14 protein-coding genes and 3 tRNA genes are annotated in these 19,941 nt (G+C 38.0%); 1 reads left to right on the forward strand and 16 read right to left on the reverse strand.

Features of this window, described 5'->3' with window-relative positions:
- Positions 1 to 89: 89 nt before the first annotated feature.
- The 8 genes from rpoC to secE all read right to left on the reverse strand — a co-directional run bounded on the left by rpoC (position 90) and on the right by secE (position 11,406).
- Positions 90 to 4,304: a DNA-directed RNA polymerase subunit beta' gene (gene rpoC, locus I862_RS03560; RefSeq protein ID WP_052646372.1), complete on the reverse strand. Its 4,215-nt coding sequence runs from the start codon at positions 4,302 to 4,304 to the stop codon at positions 90 to 92.
- Between the two features lie 32 nt (positions 4,305 to 4,336).
- Complete coding sequence (rpoB, locus tag I862_RS03565) at positions 4,337 to 8,437, reverse strand: DNA-directed RNA polymerase subunit beta (RefSeq protein ID WP_038539015.1); 4,101 nt, start codon at positions 8,435 to 8,437, stop codon at positions 4,337 to 4,339.
- 98 nt (positions 8,438 to 8,535) lie between these two features.
- A complete protein-coding gene (gene rplL / locus I862_RS03570; RefSeq protein WP_038539016.1) occupies positions 8,536 to 8,910 on the reverse strand; it encodes a 50S ribosomal protein L7/L12 in 375 nt (124 codons plus the stop codon).
- A 28-nt stretch (positions 8,911 to 8,938) separates the two neighbouring features.
- On the reverse strand, positions 8,939 to 9,463 hold the full coding sequence (gene rplJ / locus I862_RS03575; RefSeq protein ID WP_199398827.1) for a 50S ribosomal protein L10: 525 nt from the start codon (positions 9,461 to 9,463) through the stop codon (positions 8,939 to 8,941).
- Between the two features lie 31 nt (positions 9,464 to 9,494).
- A complete protein-coding gene (gene rplA / locus I862_RS03580) occupies positions 9,495 to 10,199 on the reverse strand; it encodes a 50S ribosomal protein L1 (protein ID WP_038539019.1) in 705 nt (234 codons plus the stop codon).
- Positions 10,200 to 10,227: 28 nt separating this feature from the next.
- The gene (rplK, locus tag I862_RS03585) at positions 10,228 to 10,668 is read right to left on the reverse strand and encodes a 50S ribosomal protein L11 (protein WP_052646374.1); all 441 of its coding nucleotides are present in this window, start codon (positions 10,666 to 10,668) and stop codon (positions 10,228 to 10,230) included.
- 15 nt (positions 10,669 to 10,683) lie between these two features.
- Positions 10,684 to 11,220 (reverse strand): transcription termination/antitermination protein NusG, encoded by a 537-nt coding sequence (gene nusG / locus I862_RS03590; protein ID WP_038539021.1) that lies wholly within the window; start codon positions 11,218 to 11,220, stop codon positions 10,684 to 10,686.
- Between the two features lie 3 nt (positions 11,221 to 11,223).
- Positions 11,224 to 11,406, reverse strand: coding sequence for a preprotein translocase subunit SecE (secE, locus tag I862_RS08825; protein WP_075260584.1), 183 nt, complete (start codon positions 11,404 to 11,406; stop codon positions 11,224 to 11,226).
- A gap of 356 nt (positions 11,407 to 11,762) precedes the next feature.
- On the opposite strand from secE, the gene I862_RS03595 reads away from it, so the two are divergent.
- Positions 11,763 to 12,761: a cell envelope integrity TolA family protein gene (locus tag I862_RS03595; RefSeq protein WP_038539023.1), complete on the forward strand. Its 999-nt coding sequence runs from the start codon at positions 11,763 to 11,765 to the stop codon at positions 12,759 to 12,761.
- A 560-nt stretch (positions 12,762 to 13,321) separates the two neighbouring features.
- Here I862_RS03595 and I862_RS03600 read toward each other — a convergent pair.
- The 8 genes from I862_RS03600 to I862_RS03635 form a co-directional block, all read right to left on the reverse strand.
- Positions 13,322 to 13,397: transfer RNA gene (locus I862_RS03600), tRNA-Trp, on the reverse strand.
- Positions 13,398 to 13,452: 55 nt separating this feature from the next.
- Positions 13,453 to 14,628, reverse strand: coding sequence for an elongation factor Tu (gene tuf / locus I862_RS03605; protein WP_038539026.1), 1,176 nt, complete (start codon positions 14,626 to 14,628; stop codon positions 13,453 to 13,455).
- Positions 14,629 to 14,676: 48 nt separating this feature from the next.
- Positions 14,677 to 14,750, reverse strand: a tRNA-Gly gene (locus I862_RS03610).
- A 113-nt stretch (positions 14,751 to 14,863) separates the two neighbouring features.
- Positions 14,864 to 14,949: transfer RNA gene (locus I862_RS03615), tRNA-Tyr, on the reverse strand.
- A 66-nt stretch (positions 14,950 to 15,015) separates the two neighbouring features.
- Entirely contained in the window at positions 15,016 to 15,741 is a 726-nt protein-coding gene (gene lptB / locus I862_RS03620; protein ID WP_052646376.1) for an LPS export ABC transporter ATP-binding protein, read from the reverse strand.
- Positions 15,738 to 16,265 (reverse strand): lipopolysaccharide transport periplasmic protein LptA, encoded by a 528-nt coding sequence (gene lptA, locus I862_RS03625; protein ID WP_038539029.1) that lies wholly within the window; start codon positions 16,263 to 16,265, stop codon positions 15,738 to 15,740. Before lptA ends, lptB begins: the two co-directional genes overlap by 4 nt.
- 2 nt (positions 16,266 to 16,267) lie before the next feature.
- Complete coding sequence (locus tag I862_RS03630) at positions 16,268 to 19,627, reverse strand: FAD-dependent oxidoreductase (protein WP_038539031.1); 3,360 nt, start codon at positions 19,625 to 19,627, stop codon at positions 16,268 to 16,270.
- Positions 19,628 to 19,629: 2 nt separating this feature from the next.
- On the reverse strand, positions 19,630 to 19,929 hold the full coding sequence (locus I862_RS03635) for a DUF167 domain-containing protein (protein ID WP_052646378.1): 300 nt from the start codon (positions 19,927 to 19,929) through the stop codon (positions 19,630 to 19,632).
- Positions 19,930 to 19,941: the final 12 nt, after the last annotated feature.

Consider the following 19,941-nt stretch of genomic DNA (forward strand, 5'->3'; position numbering starts at 1 on the left):
ACATGCTCATAAGTAACTAAACCTACTAATAAATAAAAATAGCCTAACCAATTAATGGTTAGGCCATCTTTATTTATTTTATTCAGTTACTAGTTAGCAGCATTCTTTAAATTTTCCTGATCTGAAGAATTTTCTTCATTTTCAGAACCTGTGCTATGTGTAACCTGGTTTGCTATAGCAAAATCTTTATCCCGTTTGTAAGCAGCTTTTTTGATTACATTAGTATAAAAACCGGTTCCCGCAGGAATCAGCCTACCTACAATAATGTTTTCTTTCAAGCCTTGAAGCTTATCAATTTTACCTGCAACCGCCGCATCGGTTAAAACTCTGGTGGTTTCTTGGAATGAAGCAGCCGAGAAGAATGAACGAGTCTGTAACGAAGCTTTGGTTACCCCTTGTAAAATCGGGATAGCAACCGCAGGCATATAACCTTGCTCTAAAGCTTTGTTATTTACAATCTCAAATTCTTCACGATCAACCTGTTCTCCGGTCAAGAATGTAGTTTCACCCGGATCAGTAATTTCAACTTTTTGCAACATTTGTCTTAAAATAACTTCAATGTGCTTATCGTCAATTTTTACACCCTGTAACCTATATACTTGCTGTACTTCATTCACCACATAAGTAGAAAGAGCCTCAACACCCATAATTCTTAAAATATCATGAGGAGATGGATTTCCTTCCATTAACATATCACCTTTAGAAACAAAGTCTCCTTCATTAACCGTAATGTGTCTGCCTCTCGGAATGAAATACTCTACAGGCTCAAGTGCAGTATCTTTTGATCTTACTATAATTCTACGCTTAGATTTATAGTCTTTACCGAATTCAATATAACCGTCACTTTCACTAATTAAGGAGTGATCTTTCGGTTTCCTTGCTTCAAACCTTTCCACAACTTTTGGAAGACCACCGGTAATATCCTTAGTTTTCGAAGATTCTTTCGGTATACGAGCAATAACGTCACCCGCATTAACATATTGATTATCACTTACACTTAAGATCGCATCTACAGGCAGGAAGTATCTGGCTTCCAATCCGTTAGCTAAGGTAATAACATTTCCTTCTTCATCCTGAAGTAAAATTCTCGGTCTTAGTTCAGAACCTCTAGCTTGCTGTTTCCAATCTATTACAACCCTGTTACTTACTCCGGTAGTTTCATCCAATACTTCTTTTAATGAAACACCTGACATTAAATCTGCAAAAGTCGCTCTACCTGATTTCTCAGTAATAATTGGAATGGTATACGGATCCCACTCGGCCATTTTCTGACCCGGCTTAACTCTTGTGTCATCATCGACTAATAATTTGGCGCCGTATGGAACCTTAAAGCTTGCCTTCTCACTTCCCTTATCATCAAATATTAATACCTCACAGCTTCGGCTCATAATAATCTTTTTACCTTGGCTATCCGTTACGATATTTTTGTGCAGTACTTTAATATTCCCTTCATGTGAAGCTATTGCCGATGATTGAACTGCACCTTTTTGCGCAGCTCCCCCGATGTGGAACGTTCTCATAGTTAATTGAGTTCCGGGCTCTCCGATCGATTGAGCAGCAATTACGCCCACTGCTTCACCGATATTTACCATATCTCCAGTAGCAAGATCTCGACCGTAACACTTAGCGCATACTCCGCCTTTACTCTCACAGGTAAGTACGGATCTGACTTTAATTCTATCAACCCCTGCTTCGTCAATTCTTTCAACTACTGCTTCGGTGATCATTTCGTTAGCTTTAGTGATTAACTCACCACTTGTCGGATGGAAAACATCAGTAATCGCAACTCTTCCAAGTATGGCTTCGGAAAGTTGAACGACGACTTCACCTGCTTCAATGATCGGTTTAGCTACTATACCGTTTTGAGTTCCGCAATCGTTCTCAACAATAATACAGTCCTGTGCTACATCTACTAATTTTCTGGTTAAGTATCCAGAGTTAGCAGTTTTTAAAGCCGTATCTGCCAATCCTTTTCTTGCCCCGTGAGTTGAAATAAAGTATTCAAGCTCGGTTAAACCTTCTTTAAAGTTAGAAGTAATCGGGTTTTCAATAATTTCACCCGACGGCTTAGTCATAAGCCCTCTCATCCCTGCAAGCTGCCTTAGCTGCGCAGCTGAACCCCTAGCTCCTGAATCCGCCATCATAAATATACTGTTGATTTTCAGCTGGCCGGGAGTGTTATCGTTATTGCTCTTCGGCTTGCTTGATATAATTTTCATCATATCATTTGCAACTCGGTCGGTACAACGAGACCAAGCATCAACTACTTTGTTATATTTTTCACCGCTGGTAATCAAGCCGTCAGCATGTTGACTTTCATATTGCCTTGCTTCACTTAGTGTTTCTTGAATATGCTTCTCTTTAGTTTCAGGTATAACAATATCATCTTTACCGAATGAAATACCCGAGATACAAGCGTTGCTAAATCCGAGCTGCATAAGTTGATCGGAAAATATTACGGTCGCCTTTTGCCCACAGTGCCTATAAACCGCATCAATTAATTTAGAAACTTCTTTCTTAGTAATAACTCTATTAACTAAATCAAAGCTCATATTTGCATCTTTTGGCAGTAGCTCGGATAAAATAACTCTTCCCGGAGTAGTCTCTGCAATAAAAGTAGTTATATTCCCGTTGCTATCAATTTTTTTTCTTCTGGCTTTAATTTTTGCATGTAATGATAATGTTCCGGCATGCAATGCATGCTCTATTTCAGCTACATCCACAAATGCCATCCCCTCGCCTTTTTCATTATCAAGCTGGATAGTCATATAGTAAAGCCCTAAAATAATATCCTGGCTAGGTACAATTATCGGCTTACCATTGGCCGGGCTTAAAATGTTATTAGTAGACATCATAAGCGCTCTTGCTTCAAGCTGAGCTTCAATTGAAAGCGGAACGTGAACCGCCATCTGGTCACCATCAAAGTCAGCATTGAATGCTGCGCATACGAGAGGGTGTAATTGTATAGCTTTACCTTCAATGAGTAGGGGTTCAAATGCTTGGATACCGAGCCTGTGAAGGGTTGGGGCACGGTTTAATAACACCGGGTGCTCTCTGATAACTTCTTCTAAAATATCCCACACCTCAGGTTTTTCCAATTCCACCATTTTTTTAGCGGATTTAAGCGTGGTTGCAATTCCGTACATTTCAAGCTTGGAATAAATAAACGGCTTAAATAATTCTAATGCCATTTTTTTAGGTAATCCGCACTGATGTAATTTTAGTTCCGGGCCGACAACGATTACCGAACGACCTGAGTAGTCAACACGCTTACCAAGTAAGTTCTGTCTAAATCTTCCTTGCTTACCTTTCAGCATATCCGCTAAAGACTTAAACGGACGTTTGTTGGAATTTTTAACAGCTCTTCCTTTTCTACCGTTGTCAAATAACGCATCAGCTGCTTCTTGAAGCATTCTTTTTTCATTACGTACAATAATATCAGGCGCTTTAAGCTCGATTAAGCGTTTAAGTCGGTTATTTCTATTAATTAGCCTTCTATATAACTCGTTAAGATCGGAGGTCGCAAATCTTCCGCCGTCAAGCATTACAAGCGGTCTTAAATCAGGAGAAATTACCGGAAGAGCTTCTAAAACCATCCATTCAGGTTTATTACCCGACTCTATGAATTCTTCAATAAGCTTAAGTCTTTTAGCTATTTTTTTACGCTTAGTTTCAGAGAAAACATCTTTTAATTCTCCCCTTAACCTATTTTTTTCTTCTTCTAGATCTAATTTTTGCAATAATCTTTTAACTGCTTCCGCACCCATTGATGCTTCAAAAGAATCTTCACCGAAGTCATCTTGAGCTTGATAGAATTCATCATCATTCAGAAGTTGGCCATATTGTAAATTAGCCATTCCCGGATCAATCACAATATATGATTCGAAATAGAGAACTTTTTCGATGTCTTTAATCGGGATATCAAGCAAATTGCTGATTTTGGAAGGTAGCGAACGCAAGAACCAAATATGCACAACCGGGCTCGCAAGCTCAATGTGCCCCATTCTTTCACGTCTTACTTTAGAGGTAGTTACTTCAACACCGCATTTTTCACATACGATACCTCTATACTTCATCCTTTTATATTTTCCGCATAGGCATTCATAGTCTTTGATCGGACCAAAAATACGGGCGCAGAACAACCCGCCGTTTTCAGGCTTGATTGTTCTATAGTTAACCGTATCCGGCTTTTTAACTTCTCCGAAAGACCACGCTCTAATCTGCTCAGGATTTACGATTGAAATTTTTATTTCATCAAATTCCTGGCGACTATTTGCCAATCCAAAATATCCAAAATTGCTCATTAAGTTACCCCTTAAATTAGGACTTTCTTCAATTATTCTTCACTCTTTCTCTTTTCAACGTTAAGGCCTAAAGCACTTAATTCTTTAACCATAACATTAAATGATTCCGGCACTCCCGATTCAAATGATACATCACCTCTTACAATTGCTTCATACATCTTAATACGCCCGGTTACATCATCCGATTTAACGGTTAACATTTCCTGTAGAGTATATGCAGCTCCATAAGCTTGTAACGCCCAACATTCCATTTCACCGAATCTTTGACCACCGAAATGAGATTTACCTCCCAGCGGCTGTTGAGTTACTAAGCTGTAAGGGCCGATTGATCGAGCATGAATCTTATCATCTACCAAGTGGTCAAGTTTCATCATGTAAATATAACCGACCGTAATCTTTCTATCAAAAGATATACCGGTTCTACCATCAATCAGAGTTGCCTGCCCAGAGACATTAACACCGGCTTTTTGTAAAGCTTTAGTAATATCCTCTTCTTTTGCTCCATCAAATACCGGAGTGGCATATGGTACACCCTTAGTTAAGTTACCTGCTAATTCTTTTAGCTCATCTTCATTCATACTTGCGATAAGATCTTGGTCATTTTGATTCACTTCCGAAGCATAAATCTCGTCGAGTTTACTTCTTAGCTCTTCAATATTTTTACGCTCTTCCAGTTTATCCAGAATTGCACCGATTTGCCTACCTAAATTTGCTGATGCCCATCCTAAGTGCGTTTCAAGAATCTGTCCTACGTTCATCCTCGATGGTACACCAAGCGGGTTTAAAACTAAATCAACCGGAGTTCCATCTTCTAAGAACGGCATATCCTCAATTGGAACAATTTTAGATACAACACCTTTATTTCCATGCCTTCCGGCCATTTTATCACCAGGCTGAATTTTAAGCTTAGTTGCCAGATAAACTTTAACAACTTTAAGCGCGCCTTGTGGAAGATCATCACCACTTTGTACTTTCTCAACCTTCTTCTTAAATCTATCTTCCAGTTTTTCAATATACTGATCATAAATAGATTTAATTTTCTCCAGCTGATTCATTGCTGTGGTGTCATCCACTACAATTTGCCAAATCATACGCTTCGGAATTTCATTGAAAGTATTTTCGGTAATTGTATCACCTTGCTTCAGAGGCTTCGGAGCTGAAACAATCGTGTTGTTAAGCAATAATTCCTTAACCCTGCCGAAAGCATAGTTTTGCAGAATATTGAGCTCATCATCCCTATCTTTAGATAACCTCTCAATCTCATGCCTTTCAAGCGCAATAGCTCTTTCATCTTTTTCAACACCTCTTCTGGTGAAAACTCTTACCGAAACTACCGTACCTTTAGCTCCCGGAGGAACTCTAAGCGAGGAATCACGAACATCAGCCGCTTTTTCACCGAAGATTGCTCTAAGTAATTTTTCTTCCGGGGTAATCGGTGATTCACTTTTCGGAGTAACTTTACCAACCAAGATATCTCCAGGCTTCACTTCGGCACCGACGTGTACAACACCTATTTCATCAAGATGTTTCAAGCTTTCTTCGCCGACATTAGGAATATCACGAGTGATCTCTTCAGGTCCTAAACGCGTATCTCTTGCAACCACTTCAAATTCTTGAATGTGGATAGAAGTAAACACATCTTCTTTAACCAATCTTTCGGAAAGAAGAATAGAATCCTCATAGTTATAGCCGTTCCACGGCATAAATGCTGCAAGAACGTTTTTACCTAAAGCGAGCTCACCAAGATCAGTACTCGGCCCATCGGCAATAATATCACCACTCTTGACGATATCTCCTACCTTGACAACCGGCCTTTGGTTAATGCAAGTGTTTTGGTTAGATTTTTGATATTTTACAAGTGTATATATATCAACACCCGGCGCATCTTCAGCATGCTCCTGACTTCTTACCACAATACGGTTAGCATCAACTCTATCTACTACTCCGTCTCTTCTGGCAACCACAGTCGCACCAGAATCTGAAGCTACAACCCCTTCCATTCCAGTACCGACTAACGGTGCTTCAGACTTAACAAGAGGAACAGCTTGACGTTGCATGTTCGACCCCATTAAGGCTCTGTTAGCATCATCATTTTCTAAAAACGGGATTAATGAAGCAGCAACAGAAACTAGTTGTTGAGGTGATACATCCATGTAGTTCATCTTATCAGGAGTAGCAACTATAATTTCTCCGTCTTCTCTGGATCTGACTAACTCTTCTGCAAAAGTTCCGTCTTTATTTAACTTAGCATTTGCTTGAGCAATAACATATTTGCTTTCTTCAATAGCCGATAAATAATGCACTTCATCAGTTACTTTTCCTTCTACAACTTTTCTGTATGGGCTCTCAATAAATCCGTATTTATTAACTCTCGCATAACTTGCAAGTGAGTTTATAAGACCAATGTTTTGCCCTTCAGGAGTTTCAATCGGACATATTCTTCCGTAGTGAGTCGGATGCACATCCCGCACCTCAAACCCTGCTCTATCTCTAGTTAAACCACCCGGGCCGAGCGCAGATAATCTACGTTTGTGCGTAATCTCAGATAACGGGTTAGTTTGATCCATAAACTGGGAAAGTTGCGAAGTACCAAAGAATTCTCTAAGTACTGACATTAAAACTTTAGAATTTATAAGGTCATGCGGCATTACGGTATCAATCTCAACCGAAGCCATTCTTTCCATTATAGTTCTTTCCATTCTGACTAAACCTAGTCTGAATTGATTTTCAACTAATTCACCAACTGATCTTACTCTTCTATTGCCGAGGTTATCAATATCATCTACTTCGCCAAACCCGTCTTTTAATTTAATAATATGCTTAACAATAGCTATTATATCTTCCTTTGTTAGCACACTATGATCTTCAGGGATTTTCAAATCATGCTTAGCATTAATTTTCATCCTACCAATCGGTGAAAGATCATATTTTTCTTTTTCAAAAAAGGTACTTCTGAACAAAGCTTCGGCAGCTTCCGGAGTAGAAGGTTCACCCGGTCTCATTACCTTATATATATCAGATAATGCATCTTCTTTAGTTAAGTTTTTATCTAATACTAAAGAATTTCTGATGTATGGCCCGACTTTAACGTAATCAACATCCAGAATATTTAATTCTTGAACTTTAATTCCGTCAATTTTCTCTAAAATAGCTTCATTAATTTCATCACCGGATTCAATAATAATCTCCCCGGTTTCTTCATCTATAATATCTTGGGCAATATAGGATCCGATAAGCTGGTCTTTAGGAACAATATATTCCCTTTCTCCGCCGGCTTCGGCAATTTTCTTAGCCACTCTCGGAGTAACTTTGGTATTAGCTTCAATAATAACTTCACCGGTGGCATAATCTACTATATCAAAAGCTACTTTGGCACCTTTGAATTTCTCGGTAGTGAATTTAGCTACCCAAGCCTCTCCCTTTTTATAATAACTGATAATTTTATAGAATTCATTTAAAATATCGTCTTTCGAAAGATTAAGAGCGCGTAAAAGAGTTGTAATGTAAATTTTTCTCTTTCTATCAAGCCTAAAATAGAGCAGATCCTTAACATCAAATTCAATGTCTAACCATGAACCTCTATAAGGTATAACTCGAGCATAAAATAAATATTTTCCTGAACTATGAGTTTTACCGCCGTCATGAAAATAAAACACCCCTGGCGAACGATGCATTTGAGAGACTACTACGCGCTCCGCACCATTAATGATAAAAGTTCCCCTATCAGTCATAAGAGGGATTTCACCCATATAAACATCTTGCTCTTTGATGCCTTTTATTTCTTTAATACCGGCTTCTTCATCAATATCCCATACAATCAGTCTTAGGGTAACTCTAAGAGGTGCAGCATAGTTAACCCCCCTTTGAATACACTCTTCAACATCATATTTAGGTCGATCCAACTCATACTTTACATATTCAATAGTCGCCTGACCTTCATAATCGGAAATAGGAAATATTGACTTAAAAACTGATTCAAGCCCTTTTTCTTCACGATTATCTGATCTATTATTTAATTGCAAAAAATCCTCATAAGAGGCTTTTTGAACATGTATTAGGTTTGGAATTTCAGCAACTGATTTGATTCTGCCAAAGCTTTTTCTAATTCTTTTTTTAGCTGTTAAGCTTACCACACGAACTACCTTATATTGTTAGTCAAAGGCTTAAAAAGGGTATACCTTAAGTAAAATATACCCTTTGATCTTATTTACTACTAGCTTAATAGCAGTAATTATTTAATCTCAACTTTTGCTCCAGCAGCTTCTAATGCAACTTTAATTTTTTGCGCTTCGTCTTTAGAAACTCCGCTCTTAATTGCTTTAGGCGCTGACTCAACTAAGTTTTTAGCTTCAACAAGACCAAGTCCTGTAAAGGTTCTTACTTCTTTAATTACGCTAACTTTATTTGCACCGATATCAGTTAAAACCGCATCGAATTCAGTTTGCTCAGCCGCAGATTCACCCCCGCCGGCAGCAGGCATAGCAGCCATAGCGACCGGTGCAGCAGCAGAAACGCCCCACTTCTCTTCAAGCATTTTAGATAACTCAGCAGCCTCAAGAACTGATAAGGTTGATAACTCGTCAACTAGGTTTTGTAAATTTGCCATTTTTCTCTCCTTCTACGTTTATTTTTAGTTATTTTTTAGAATATGCACTTAAAACTCTTGCTACCTGAGCACCAGGAGCTTGAAGAATCTGAGCAATTTTTGTCGCAGGCGCATTCAAGAGCCCTAAGAACTTAGCTCTTAGTTCATCAAGAGATGGTAATGAAGCCAATGTTTTAATCGCATTAACATCAAGATACGCACCATCCATGATAGCACCACGGATCTCCAGCTTTTCATTTACTTTAGTAAAGTCGCTTAATATCTTAGAGACGGCAACCGGATCATTAGAATAAGCTATCGAGGTTGGACCCTGCATTAACTTTTCCAATTCAGCAAATTTCGATTCTCTTAAAGCGAGTCTTACTAATGTATTTTTAGCAACTATATATTTACTTTCTGCCTGTTTCACTTTTTTTCTCAAATCTTTTACATCAGAGACAGTCAGACCTTTGTTATGCATTATGATGACAATATTGTTGGATGCAAATACTTCTTGCATACTTTCAACAACTTGACATTTAATTTCTCTATTCTTATTCACAGTCTTTACCAAATTAAAACTTTAGCATTAGCAGGGGGTGATACTAGCTTACCACTTTTTGTATGTCAAGAGGTATAGAAGGACCCATTGATGTAGATAAATGCATCTTTTGCATATATACACCCTTAGAACTACTCGGTTTAGCATTTACAAGCGCATGATAAAGAGCAATAATATTCTCTTTTAGAGAGCTTTCTTCAAAACTCACCTTACCGACCCCAGCGTGCACTAACCCGGCTTTCTCCGTTTTATACTCAACCTGACCTGACTTAGCTTGCTTAACAGCAGCAGCTATATCATTTGAAACCGTACCTAACTTAGGATTCGGCATCATTCCTTTCGGACCTAAAACTTTACCTAAAGTACCAACCTTAACCATCATATCAGGTGTTGCGATACAAAGATCAAAATCAAGCCTACCATTTTTAACTTCTTCAACTAAATCATCTCCACCAACAACATCAGCACCAGCTTTTTTAGCTTCTTCCATACGCTCAGGTTTTGCAAACACTGCAACTCTAACTTGCTTACCTAAACCGTTAGGCATGGCGACCACACCTCTTACCATTTGGTCGGATTGCCTTGGGTCTACCCCGAGCTTAAACACAACATCCACAGTCTCATCAAATTTAGTCTTTGCTTCTACAGCATATTTTTTAACTATCTGCAATGCTTCATCTAAGCTATACACTTGATTTTCACTAACTAATTCAAATGATTTTTTTAATCTCTTGCTAAGTTTAGCCATTTTATTTATCACAACCTCTAAACGTTAATTAAGCTTCAACTTTAATTCCAGCTGAAGTCGCTGTTCCTATTACTTGAGAAATAGCAGCTTCTAATGAATCTACTCCCATATCCGCCATCTTCATTTTAGCGATCTCTTCAATTTGAGGCATCGTAATCTTACCAGCAAAATCTCTGCCAGGAGTTTTAGAACCACTCGTAACCCCGGCCTTTTTCTTCACAAGGTAAGAAGTAGGAGGTGTCTTGGTTATAAAGGTGAATGTTTTATCAGCATATGCTTCAATCACTACAGGGATTGGCATACCGACTTCCATATCTTTAGTTCTATCGTTAAATTGCTTACAGAACTCCATTATATTCAAACCCCTCTGCCCTAATGCCGGCCCTACGGGAGGAGAAGGATTAGCCTTCCCTGCAGGGATTTGTAATTTTATCTTGGCTACTACAGTTTTTTTTGCTCCGCCTTTCACAACTAGACTCCTTTCTTATTTTAACTTCTCAACTTGACCAAATTCTAATTCCACAGGGGTTGATCTGCCGAATATAGATACCAAAACTTTTATTCGCTTTTTCTCTGAATCAACTTCTTCAATCACACCTGCAAACGTCTCAAACGGCCCATCAATTATTTTCACTGTTTCATTAATATCGTACATTACTTCAATTTCTTTAGTAACCGCACCTTCTTCGACCTGCTTTAGAACTCTATTAACTTCAACTTCAGGAACCGGAAGCGGTTTACTACCACCCAAAAGACCTGCAACTCTCGGAGTATTCTTTACAATATTCCATGTCAAGTCGTTTAATGCCATCTTTACCAAAATATATCCCGGGAAGATCTTCCTTGCGGAGGTAACTTTTTTCCCCCTTCTTAACTCGGTAACATTTTCAACCGGAACGATAATATCTTCAAACGAAGGCAACACACCTTTTTGCTCTGCGGTTTCGCGAATTGCTTTTGCAACTTTCTGCTCATAACCAGACAATGTATTTATTATATACCAACGAGCTGGCGATTCCATTATTTAAATACCTAATATAAACTGAATAATTTTGTATATAGCCGAATCAACAAGCAAGAAAAACACACCAGAGATTGCTGTGATAAATAACACCATTACACAAGTCATTAAACTTTCCTTGCGTGTGGGCCACAATATCTTCATCGTCTCTAATTTTACTTCTCTGGCAAACTCCGCTATTTTCACACTTTACTCTAAAAAAAATAACTCTTTAATCAATATATGAGAGTGACTTTTATATCTAAACCTATTTAATGTCAAGGCAATATAATTCATTTGCGGCGTTTTTTTAAGTGCTTAGCTTTTTGGTAGATATTAATGTTTAAACTTATGCCCAGATCAATACAATTATTTCTATTTAATATTCTGTACAGAGATGCTAACAATTTTATACACAAGCAGCAATGTAACGTAAAAAGATATTTTATAAACTATAAAATATACCTTTGTTAAAAAATAATATTTTTTTTCTACATACTTAATATTTTTGTAACTACTTTAGTGTATAATACTTAAGTTATTAACTTATTAAGTGTATTATTATGCCTATAGATAAAAAAACTTTACAACAAGAAAAATTAATTAAGGCTCAAGAGGAGCAGCAACGTAAAGTTAAGGAAGATGCAGCAAATAAAGCAAAAGCTGAAGCAGAGCGTAAAGCCAGAGAAGAGCAACAACGTAGGGATGATGCTAAAAAAGAGCAGCAACGCAAAGATGATGATAAAAAAGAGCAGCAACGCAAAGATGACGCTAAAAAAGAGCAGCAACGCAAAGATGATGATATAAAAGAGCAACAACGCAAAGCCAAAGCCGAAAACGAAACTAAGTCTAAAACCAAAGTTGCTAAAAAAGATTGGGTAAAAAAGAAAGCTGTTGAGTTTGAGGAAGCTCGTAAGTCTAAAGCAGAGGATGAAAAGAGTTTTATTCTCTCTTCTACCCACCAGGAAAGCATAAAAAAATCTGTAGATAATATCTTTGGTGCTAAAAAATTCGTTGATACTACCTCACCAATTTTAGAGGAGTATGAAAAATTACTAAATAATAGAAATAAATGTGACTATGGATTTAGTCCTATAAAAAGATATGAAACTGAGACTGTTACAGAAACGAAAACACATAGTTTTGCTGGTTTTAAATATACTTACGAAGAGGAGGTAAAAAGAATACGCGAAGAAGATGGTGAGAAAGTAGAAACACAAGAGTATAAGGAGTATAAAAAAGAAGTTAATAAGTGCGAAAGCAAATACACCAAACCAATCGCTAAAAAGTTGATCGAGTATAGAACTGAAATAAACAAGCAAAAAGACGACCTGATTAAGGCATTCAATCAAATCGATAAAGTTCAAGTTCTAAAAGACACTAAAGAAAATTTCATTAAAACACAATGTGAATCACTTCATAATACTGCTAATGAAGTAGGTTTAAAGTTTAATGATCTGTTAAATGAATATTGCTCTTATAATGAATGTTCCAAAGACTTCATTAGTGATTTTGTAATTTGTGATCGCGAAGCATTTGTATCTGACGGCTTCCCTTTATAAACCAACTATCTAAATGCCTATAAACTAATTAAGCTGTGGTATAATTCAAATCTTACTACAGCTTTTTTTATTATTCAGTCATACTTTTAAGCGTCCTAGCATAATATTACATACTTCAAGCGTTACTTTGCCGAATCTTTTTATACCATTATAGAAAATTTATATTTTATATGTTGAGAATAAAAGTTGATATACAGGGATTTATAAGAGCTCATAAATACATGACTTATATCGGCAGCAATACCTCATCATCTCCTAATATATAATATTTTTAGTTTATAAAAAACCTGCCATACACCCACACTTTTATAAAGATTTTATACGGCAAATTTTCATAAACTTAACAATAAATGGTTGAATGGGATTATTAAAAACCAGGATATGCTTATAATAACAATCAAAAGAAATTAGCTTTTAATACTTTAAAAAGGTCAGTATATCACTTTTCGCTTAACGGAGGAAGCTGATTAGTAGCTAGAAGATTTTAAGAGATAATTTACTTATCTGAAATAAGCTATGAAGATTTTTATAACTGAATATATAGGGTGCTACCAGAGAGCTGGCAGGAGCGAGAGGGATCGAACCCCCAACCCCCGGTTTTGGAGACCGGTGCTCTACCAATTGAGCTACACTCCTACGAAAGATTCCTATTTTGCTTTAAAAGGAGAAAACAGGTAAAATCCTTTTTTAATTACTCAATTATTTCAGCTACGACGCCAGCACCTACAGTTCTGCCACCTTCACGGATAGCAAACTTAAGACCCTTGTCCATAGCAATCGGAGATATTAACTCAACCGTTATAGCTGTGTTATCTCCAGGCATAATCATCTCCACTCCTTCAGGTAACGCGATAGAACCCGTTACATCAGTAGTCCTGAAGTAAAACTGAGGTCTATAGTTACTAAAGAACGGTGTATGTCTTCCACCCTCATCCTTATTCAGTACATATATTTCAGCCTTAAATTTCTTATGCGGCTTTATAGTTCCGGGCTTAGCTAAAACCTGCCCTCTCTCTACATCTTCTTTACCTACTCCGCGTAATAACACACCAACGTTATCACCCGCCTGTCCTTGATCAAGAAGCTTACGGAACATCTCAACTCCCGTACAGGTCGTCTTAACATTAGGCTTAAGACCCACTATCTCAATCTCTTCTCCAACTTTAACTACTCCCTGCTCAACTCTCCCGGTAACTACAGTTCCTCTTCCGGAGATAGAGAATACATCTTCAATCGGCATTAAAAACGGCCTATCAATCGGACGATCTGGTAACGGGATATATGCATCAACCTGCTTTAACAACTCTCTGATCGCATTCTCCCCAAGCTCAGGATTACTTCCCTCAAGCGCACATAATGCAGATCCTCTGATAATCGGAATATCATCACCCGGATAGTCATACTTGCTTAACAAGTCTCTTACTTCCATCTCTACCAGCTCAAGCAACTCAGGATCATCTACCATATCTACTTTATTTAAGAACACTACAAGTGCAGGTACACCAACCTGGCGTGCTAATAATATGTGCTCTCTGGTTTGTGGCATAGGTCCGTCAGCTGCGCTAACCACCAATATCGCTCCATCCATTTGTGCAGCACCGGTGATCATGTTCTTAACATAGTCAGCGTGCCCAGGACAATCTACGTGCCCATAGTGCCTATTCTCAGTCTCATATTCAACATGCGCGGTATTAATTGTAATACCTCTTTCTCTCTCTTCAGGCGCTTTGTCAATATTATCGTAACTTACAAAATTTCCGAAAAACTTCGTTATCGCTGCCGTTAAACTCGTCTTCCCATGGTCAACGTGCCCTATCGTCCCTATATTAACGTGCGGCTTATTCCTTTCATACTTCTGTTTGGCCATCTCCGGTCTCTCCTAAAAAATAAATTTCCTACTATATAAAATCTATACTGGAGCGGGTAGTGGGAATCGAACCCACGCAACCAGCTTGGAAGGCTGGGACTCTACCATTGAGCTACACCCGCTTTTTGGCTGAACTTTATCTAGCTCTCATACGAGTGATAGACATACATCCAGATAAATAAAAAGTCAAACGCTTAATTATCTTAACATACGCAAACATAAAAAAGGTTTTAGATGGTGGAGAGAGTAGGATTTGAACCTACGAACGCTCGCGCGGGCAGATTTACAGTCTGCTGCCATTGACCACTCGGCCACCTCTCCAAAAAGCTTCTAAAAGCGCTCTCTATAAAACCACATTTTTTCATTAATGGCAAGCAGAGATAACAACTAATAATTAAATTTTTCTCCTAAGTAAACTTTCCGCACCTCGGGATGGTTAACCACATCTACGACCCCGCCCTGCATAAGCACTATTCCGTCATGAATTATGTAAGCTCTGTCAATAATCGATAAAGCTTCGCGCACGTTATGATCGGTAATAATTACTCCGATGTTGCGGTCTTTCAAATGCATAATTAAGTCTTTAATTTCCGAAATTGCAATCGGGTCAATCCCTGCTAGCGGCTCATCAAGCAGAATGAATTTCGGCTTTGCCGCTAAGCACCTGGCTATTTCCACCCTTCTTCTTTCCCCCCCCGAGAGAGAGAGAGCAGAAGCATTTCTTAAGTGAGTAATCGAAAACTCGGCAAGTAAGCTTTCAAGAATAGTATATCTATTTTCTTCGATAGGCTCATTGATTTCAAGTACGGCTAAAATATTTTTCTCAACATCAAGCCCACGGAAAATTGAAGGTTCCTGCGGTAAATAACCGACTCCAAGTCGTGCTCTGCGGTAGATAGGAAGATGAGTTATATCAACGTCATTTAGAAAGATATTGCCGTAATCAGGCTTAATCAATCCCATAATCATATAAAAAGTAGTAGTTTTACCTGCACCGTTCGGGCCTAAAAGCCCTACTACTTCTCCCGTATTAACTTCAATATTTACATCTCTTACAACGCGTCTTCCGGAATATGCTTTACCTAAATTTACCGCCTTTAAAATTTCATTCATCTAACTTGCTCCGGGACAATTAATGCTTTAGCTCTCTGCTTGTTTTTACCCCCCTTTCCACCGGAGGTTAAAACTCCCTTACCGTTTAATCTGTTATAGATAAACTTATTACCGGTTAAGATATTTTTTCCCTGAATCAACTGCACATTCTTCTTGAGGATAAATACTTGATCTTTAGTAATATACTCTCCCTTTTCCCCTTTCGCCTTTTCTTTCGGGGTAGTGATAACAACATTTCCAAACGTTTCGATCCTGGAAATTTTATTACTGCCGAGTAGCTCTTGGGAATCTGCATTATCAGTTGTAGGTTCAGCATAATAAACAATCATTTTATCCGAATTGATCACCATATCGCCTTGGATGACTTCAACATTACCGGTGAACACTCCCTTGTTCTCTTTTTGCTCTATTACCAATTCATTGGATTCAATATTTATTGGATCCTGAGAAGCTTGCACTGTTTCTTTAGCAAAAGCATTCGAAATACTAAAAATAAAAGCGAGCATTATAATAAAATTTTTCATATTCAAACCACCAGTAATTGTTTAATTAATTTAGCACATACCTTTTCTTGTAATGAATTTTGATTTAACCGTAAGTTCAGATGGTTAAAATCTACTTCGTCAAGCAACTGATCCTGATTGGAACAGCTAAAAACATAGTAATCTTTTTGAGTAACAGGATCAACATGCCTTTGCAGGCATTGCGCACAAATTTCCTTCATCATGCATTGCATCGGAGAATTTATCGAGCCGATCGCAATATGATCGCCTTTAAAAAAGCTTTTTAAGATATTATGCCTCGCATAAGCAACTGCAGCCATCATTTTATCAGAACCGATGACAATAATTCTATCCACCTCTTCCAAACTTATTTCAACCGCACCCAAGCTTTTTTCCCCATAAGCTTTTATTGCTTGTATAATATTACCATTGAAAGCCTTATCGATATCTCTGTTATAACTTAATAACTCTTCATCACAGCACCAGACAGTTACATCAGAGGCTTTTTCAATCTCTTCCACTTTATATCTATCCGCCTTTTTTCTATAGCCGGCAAAATAAAGCACTCTACAACCCTTTTCTTTCATTGCCTTACCGATAGAAAATAAAACAGCATTGCCTAGACCTCCCCCTACCAGCATAACCGTTTTATTTTCAGGAATTTCGGTAGGGGTACCGGTAGGCCCCATTAGCACTACATTCTCTCCTTCTTTTAAATAACGGCATAGATTAGAAGAACCTCCCATCTCAAGCACAATGGTTGAAATTAAGCCTTGCTCTTTGTCAACCCATGCCCCCGTGAGAGCTAAACCTTCCATCGCTAAAGAAACACCGTTTCTCACAAGCGCATTTGCTTCATAATTCTGCAAACGATAAAATTGCCCGGGTTGAAACTGAGCAGCTACAACTTTTCCTTGAAAAATAATTTCTATTATATTGGGCGCAAGCTCTTTCACCTCTTTAACTTTAACCGACAGGTAATCATCTAATTGTTTAAAAAATTCTTTTTTTAATAAATTGTTCGAAGGCTCAAATCTTCTAATAATCTCAGTTACTACACTATAGCCCTGCTTAGCACTTGCCATCGCTTTTACTACATTGCCGACATAAGAGGGGTGTAGGTCTCCAAAGAAACTAACCGCTTTATTTTTATTATTCAGTGAGCTTAAAACATAAGGCTTTTCAGGTTTAGCAATTCTTTCCGGCGAGGTTATATTAAAATTTTCATCAAGCGCGGTAAAATATCTGCCGTCCAGTTTGAAATGCTCTTCATCTTCTCTGGCAAGGACTGTATTCGGCTCCGTTCCGGTCGCAATTAATATGGTTTTGGCATCCAGCACTCCATTACTATGCCGCAACCCTATACAACTGCCCGAATTATCGATTAATATTTCCTCCGGTATTATATTTTCCGCAAATTCTATTCCCTCTTCAAAGGCCTTTTCTACTTCTTCATGATTGAATCTATAACTCGGCGCTTCCTGTAAAGTTTTTCTGTAAACTACTTTAACTCCGCCCCACGCGCGCAATAACTTTATTTTATCATCTTCTGCAACTTCTCTTAGTTTTTTTGCATGCTCAATATATTCTAAAGCAACTTCCTTTTCTTCATTACTAAGATTATCAAATATTTCTTCTCCCAATTTTTCATAGCTTTTAAGAAATTTCTCAACTTGGACACAATAATAAGCTAAGCTTTCAGTTGCAGTATCAACTGCGGTTAACCCCCCTCCGATCACAACCACGGGCAGCCTCACCTGTAAATTAGCAATTGAGTTTGCGCGCTGAGCACCGGTTAACTGTAAAGACATCAGAAAATCTGAGGCAGTTCGCACTCCCTTGGCTAAGGCATTAGGTATCGGGGGGATATTAGGCTTACCTGCACCGAGGGCAAGAGCAATATGATCAAACCCGAGATTGAATGCAGTTTCATAGGTGATTGTGCCGCCGAACCTAATCCCGCCGTACATTCTGAAATTCTCTCTTCTTTCAAGCAGCAATCTGATTAAAGTAAGATAGTTTTTATTCCACCTAACGGTTATGCCGTATTCGGCTACTCCCCCGAACCCTTGTGGCACTCGCTCACTGAGCGAAGAATATAACTCATTAACATCTTTAATCGGCTTAAATTCTACTCTATTTCCATCCAAATCTATTCCGGAAACTTTAGAGGTTAAAGGTTCAATCTTTAACCCGTCAATGCCGGTTACTATGAATCCTTCATTGAGTAAATAGTGTGCAAGAGTAAACCCAGCAGGTCCCATCCCGGCAACTAAAACTTTATAATTACTGCTTTCCTTAGGTAAGTAATTTTTAAAATGCAAAGGATTCCACCGAGAAAGCAAACTATATATCTCAAACCCGTAAGGAAGAGCCAAAACATCATCTAAAGTCTGTGTTTCAATAAGCGGGATATTTACCGGTTCCTGTTTTTGATAAATGCAGGATTTCATGCAATCATTACAAATCCTGTGTCCCGTCGCGGCAAGCAATGGGTTATCTATCATCGCCGTAGCCAGTGCGCCGATAATTATTCCCTTAGCTTTTAAAGTATTCATCTCGGAAATCTTTTCTTCAAGCGGGCATCCCGTAAGGTTTGCTCCGAGCTCACTGACCGCAAATTTATTAGTCGCTTTATTTTTTATGCCGTGAGAACAGGAATCTTTTTCTTGGTTATGGCACCATATGCAGTAATTACTATGATCAAGTGCATTAACTAAATTTAGTGTATTATCAGTCAGGTCGAACCCTTCTCTTTTTCTTACATTTTCCGAGCTGTATTTATACACTCCCTCTTCATCTTTATCAGCTTCTATAAGATGAGATAAAACCAGCTTTTTCGGAGTTTTAAATAGCGCCCCTTCTTTATATATTCTTTTACCTTCTTCGGAAGTTAAAGCCCATGCGGCATAAATTTTTGCATAATTTAATTTTTCTTCTTCTAGATCCTCGGTTGCATCTTGTACAAATTTAGCAAAGGATAATTCATTATATAAGTCTACACCCCATTGCGCTAAGTTAAATTTAGCTTGTTCCAGGTGCGCAATATCAAGTTCACTAGTATTCTTTGCTACCTTCCTCTGTATAAACTGCCTTTTACACCAAAAAATCGGAGCTAAGTCATGGTGTAAATTAGCTAAGCTTATCACCTCATCTTTTATTTGGAACAGCTCAGCTATGAAATCTTCCAGATAAGGAGCTAGATTAATAATTAAATCGGATTCCTCTTTAGCACTTAAGCTTAGGCTACGAGCTAACATCAGTTGATGATATAACTTATCATCAAAAGCAATAACATACCCCAAAAACCGCTTATCCAAAAGAGGTAGCTTATTTGGAGAGTATAAATCTTTAAATTCTAATTTAAAGGAGGGATCAAGCATTTTTAAGTAAACAGATTCTTCTGCACCTTTTTTACAATTATTTCATCACTAAAATCAACTATTCTTATTACTTTTTGTTTTGAAGCCGCGCCTAAGATGATTTCAATATTTGATTTAGCAAGGTCAAAATACTTTGAAAGAAGTTTAATTACCGCCTCATTTGCCTCTCCCCCCTGAGGAGGAGCTTTTACCCTCACTCTCATGAAATACCGGCTATCCATGTCCTGCAAAAATTCCAGCACTTCATCATTTTTACTTTGAGGGCTAACTTTAACACTGATTTTTAAAAAATTTTTTGGCACGAATCTTGCTTA

Source organism: endosymbiont of Acanthamoeba sp. UWC8, from assembly GCF_000730245.1.
Lineage (GTDB): Bacteria > Pseudomonadota > Alphaproteobacteria > Rickettsiales > Midichloriaceae > Jidaibacter.

Coding starts and splice junctions, on each gene's coding strand:
- rplA (WP_038539019.1), bottom strand. CDS start 10,199: ATGGCTAAACTTAGCAAGAGATTAAAAAAATCATTTGAATTAGTTAGT.
- tuf (WP_038539026.1), bottom strand. CDS start 14,628: ATGGCCAAACAGAAGTATGAAAGGAATAAGCCGCACGTTAATATAGGG.
- rpoC (WP_052646372.1), bottom strand. CDS start 4,304: ATGAGCAATTTTGGATATTTTGGATTGGCAAATAGTCGCCAGGAATTT.
- I862_RS03630 (WP_038539031.1), bottom strand. CDS start 19,627: ATGCTTGATCCCTCCTTTAAATTAGAATTTAAAGATTTATACTCTCCA.
- rplL (WP_038539016.1), bottom strand. CDS start 8,910: ATGGCAAATTTACAAAACCTAGTTGACGAGTTATCAACCTTATCAGTT.
- lptB (WP_052646376.1), bottom strand. CDS start 15,741: ATGAATGAAATTTTAAAGGCGGTAAATTTAGGTAAAGCATATTCCGGA.
- I862_RS03595 (WP_038539023.1), top strand. CDS start 11,763: ATGCCTATAGATAAAAAAACTTTACAACAAGAAAAATTAATTAAGGCT.
- nusG (WP_038539021.1), bottom strand. CDS start 11,220: ATGGAATCGCCAGCTCGTTGGTATATAATAAATACATTGTCTGGTTAT.
- lptA (WP_038539029.1), bottom strand. CDS start 16,265: ATGAAAAATTTTATTATAATGCTCGCTTTTATTTTTAGTATTTCGAAT.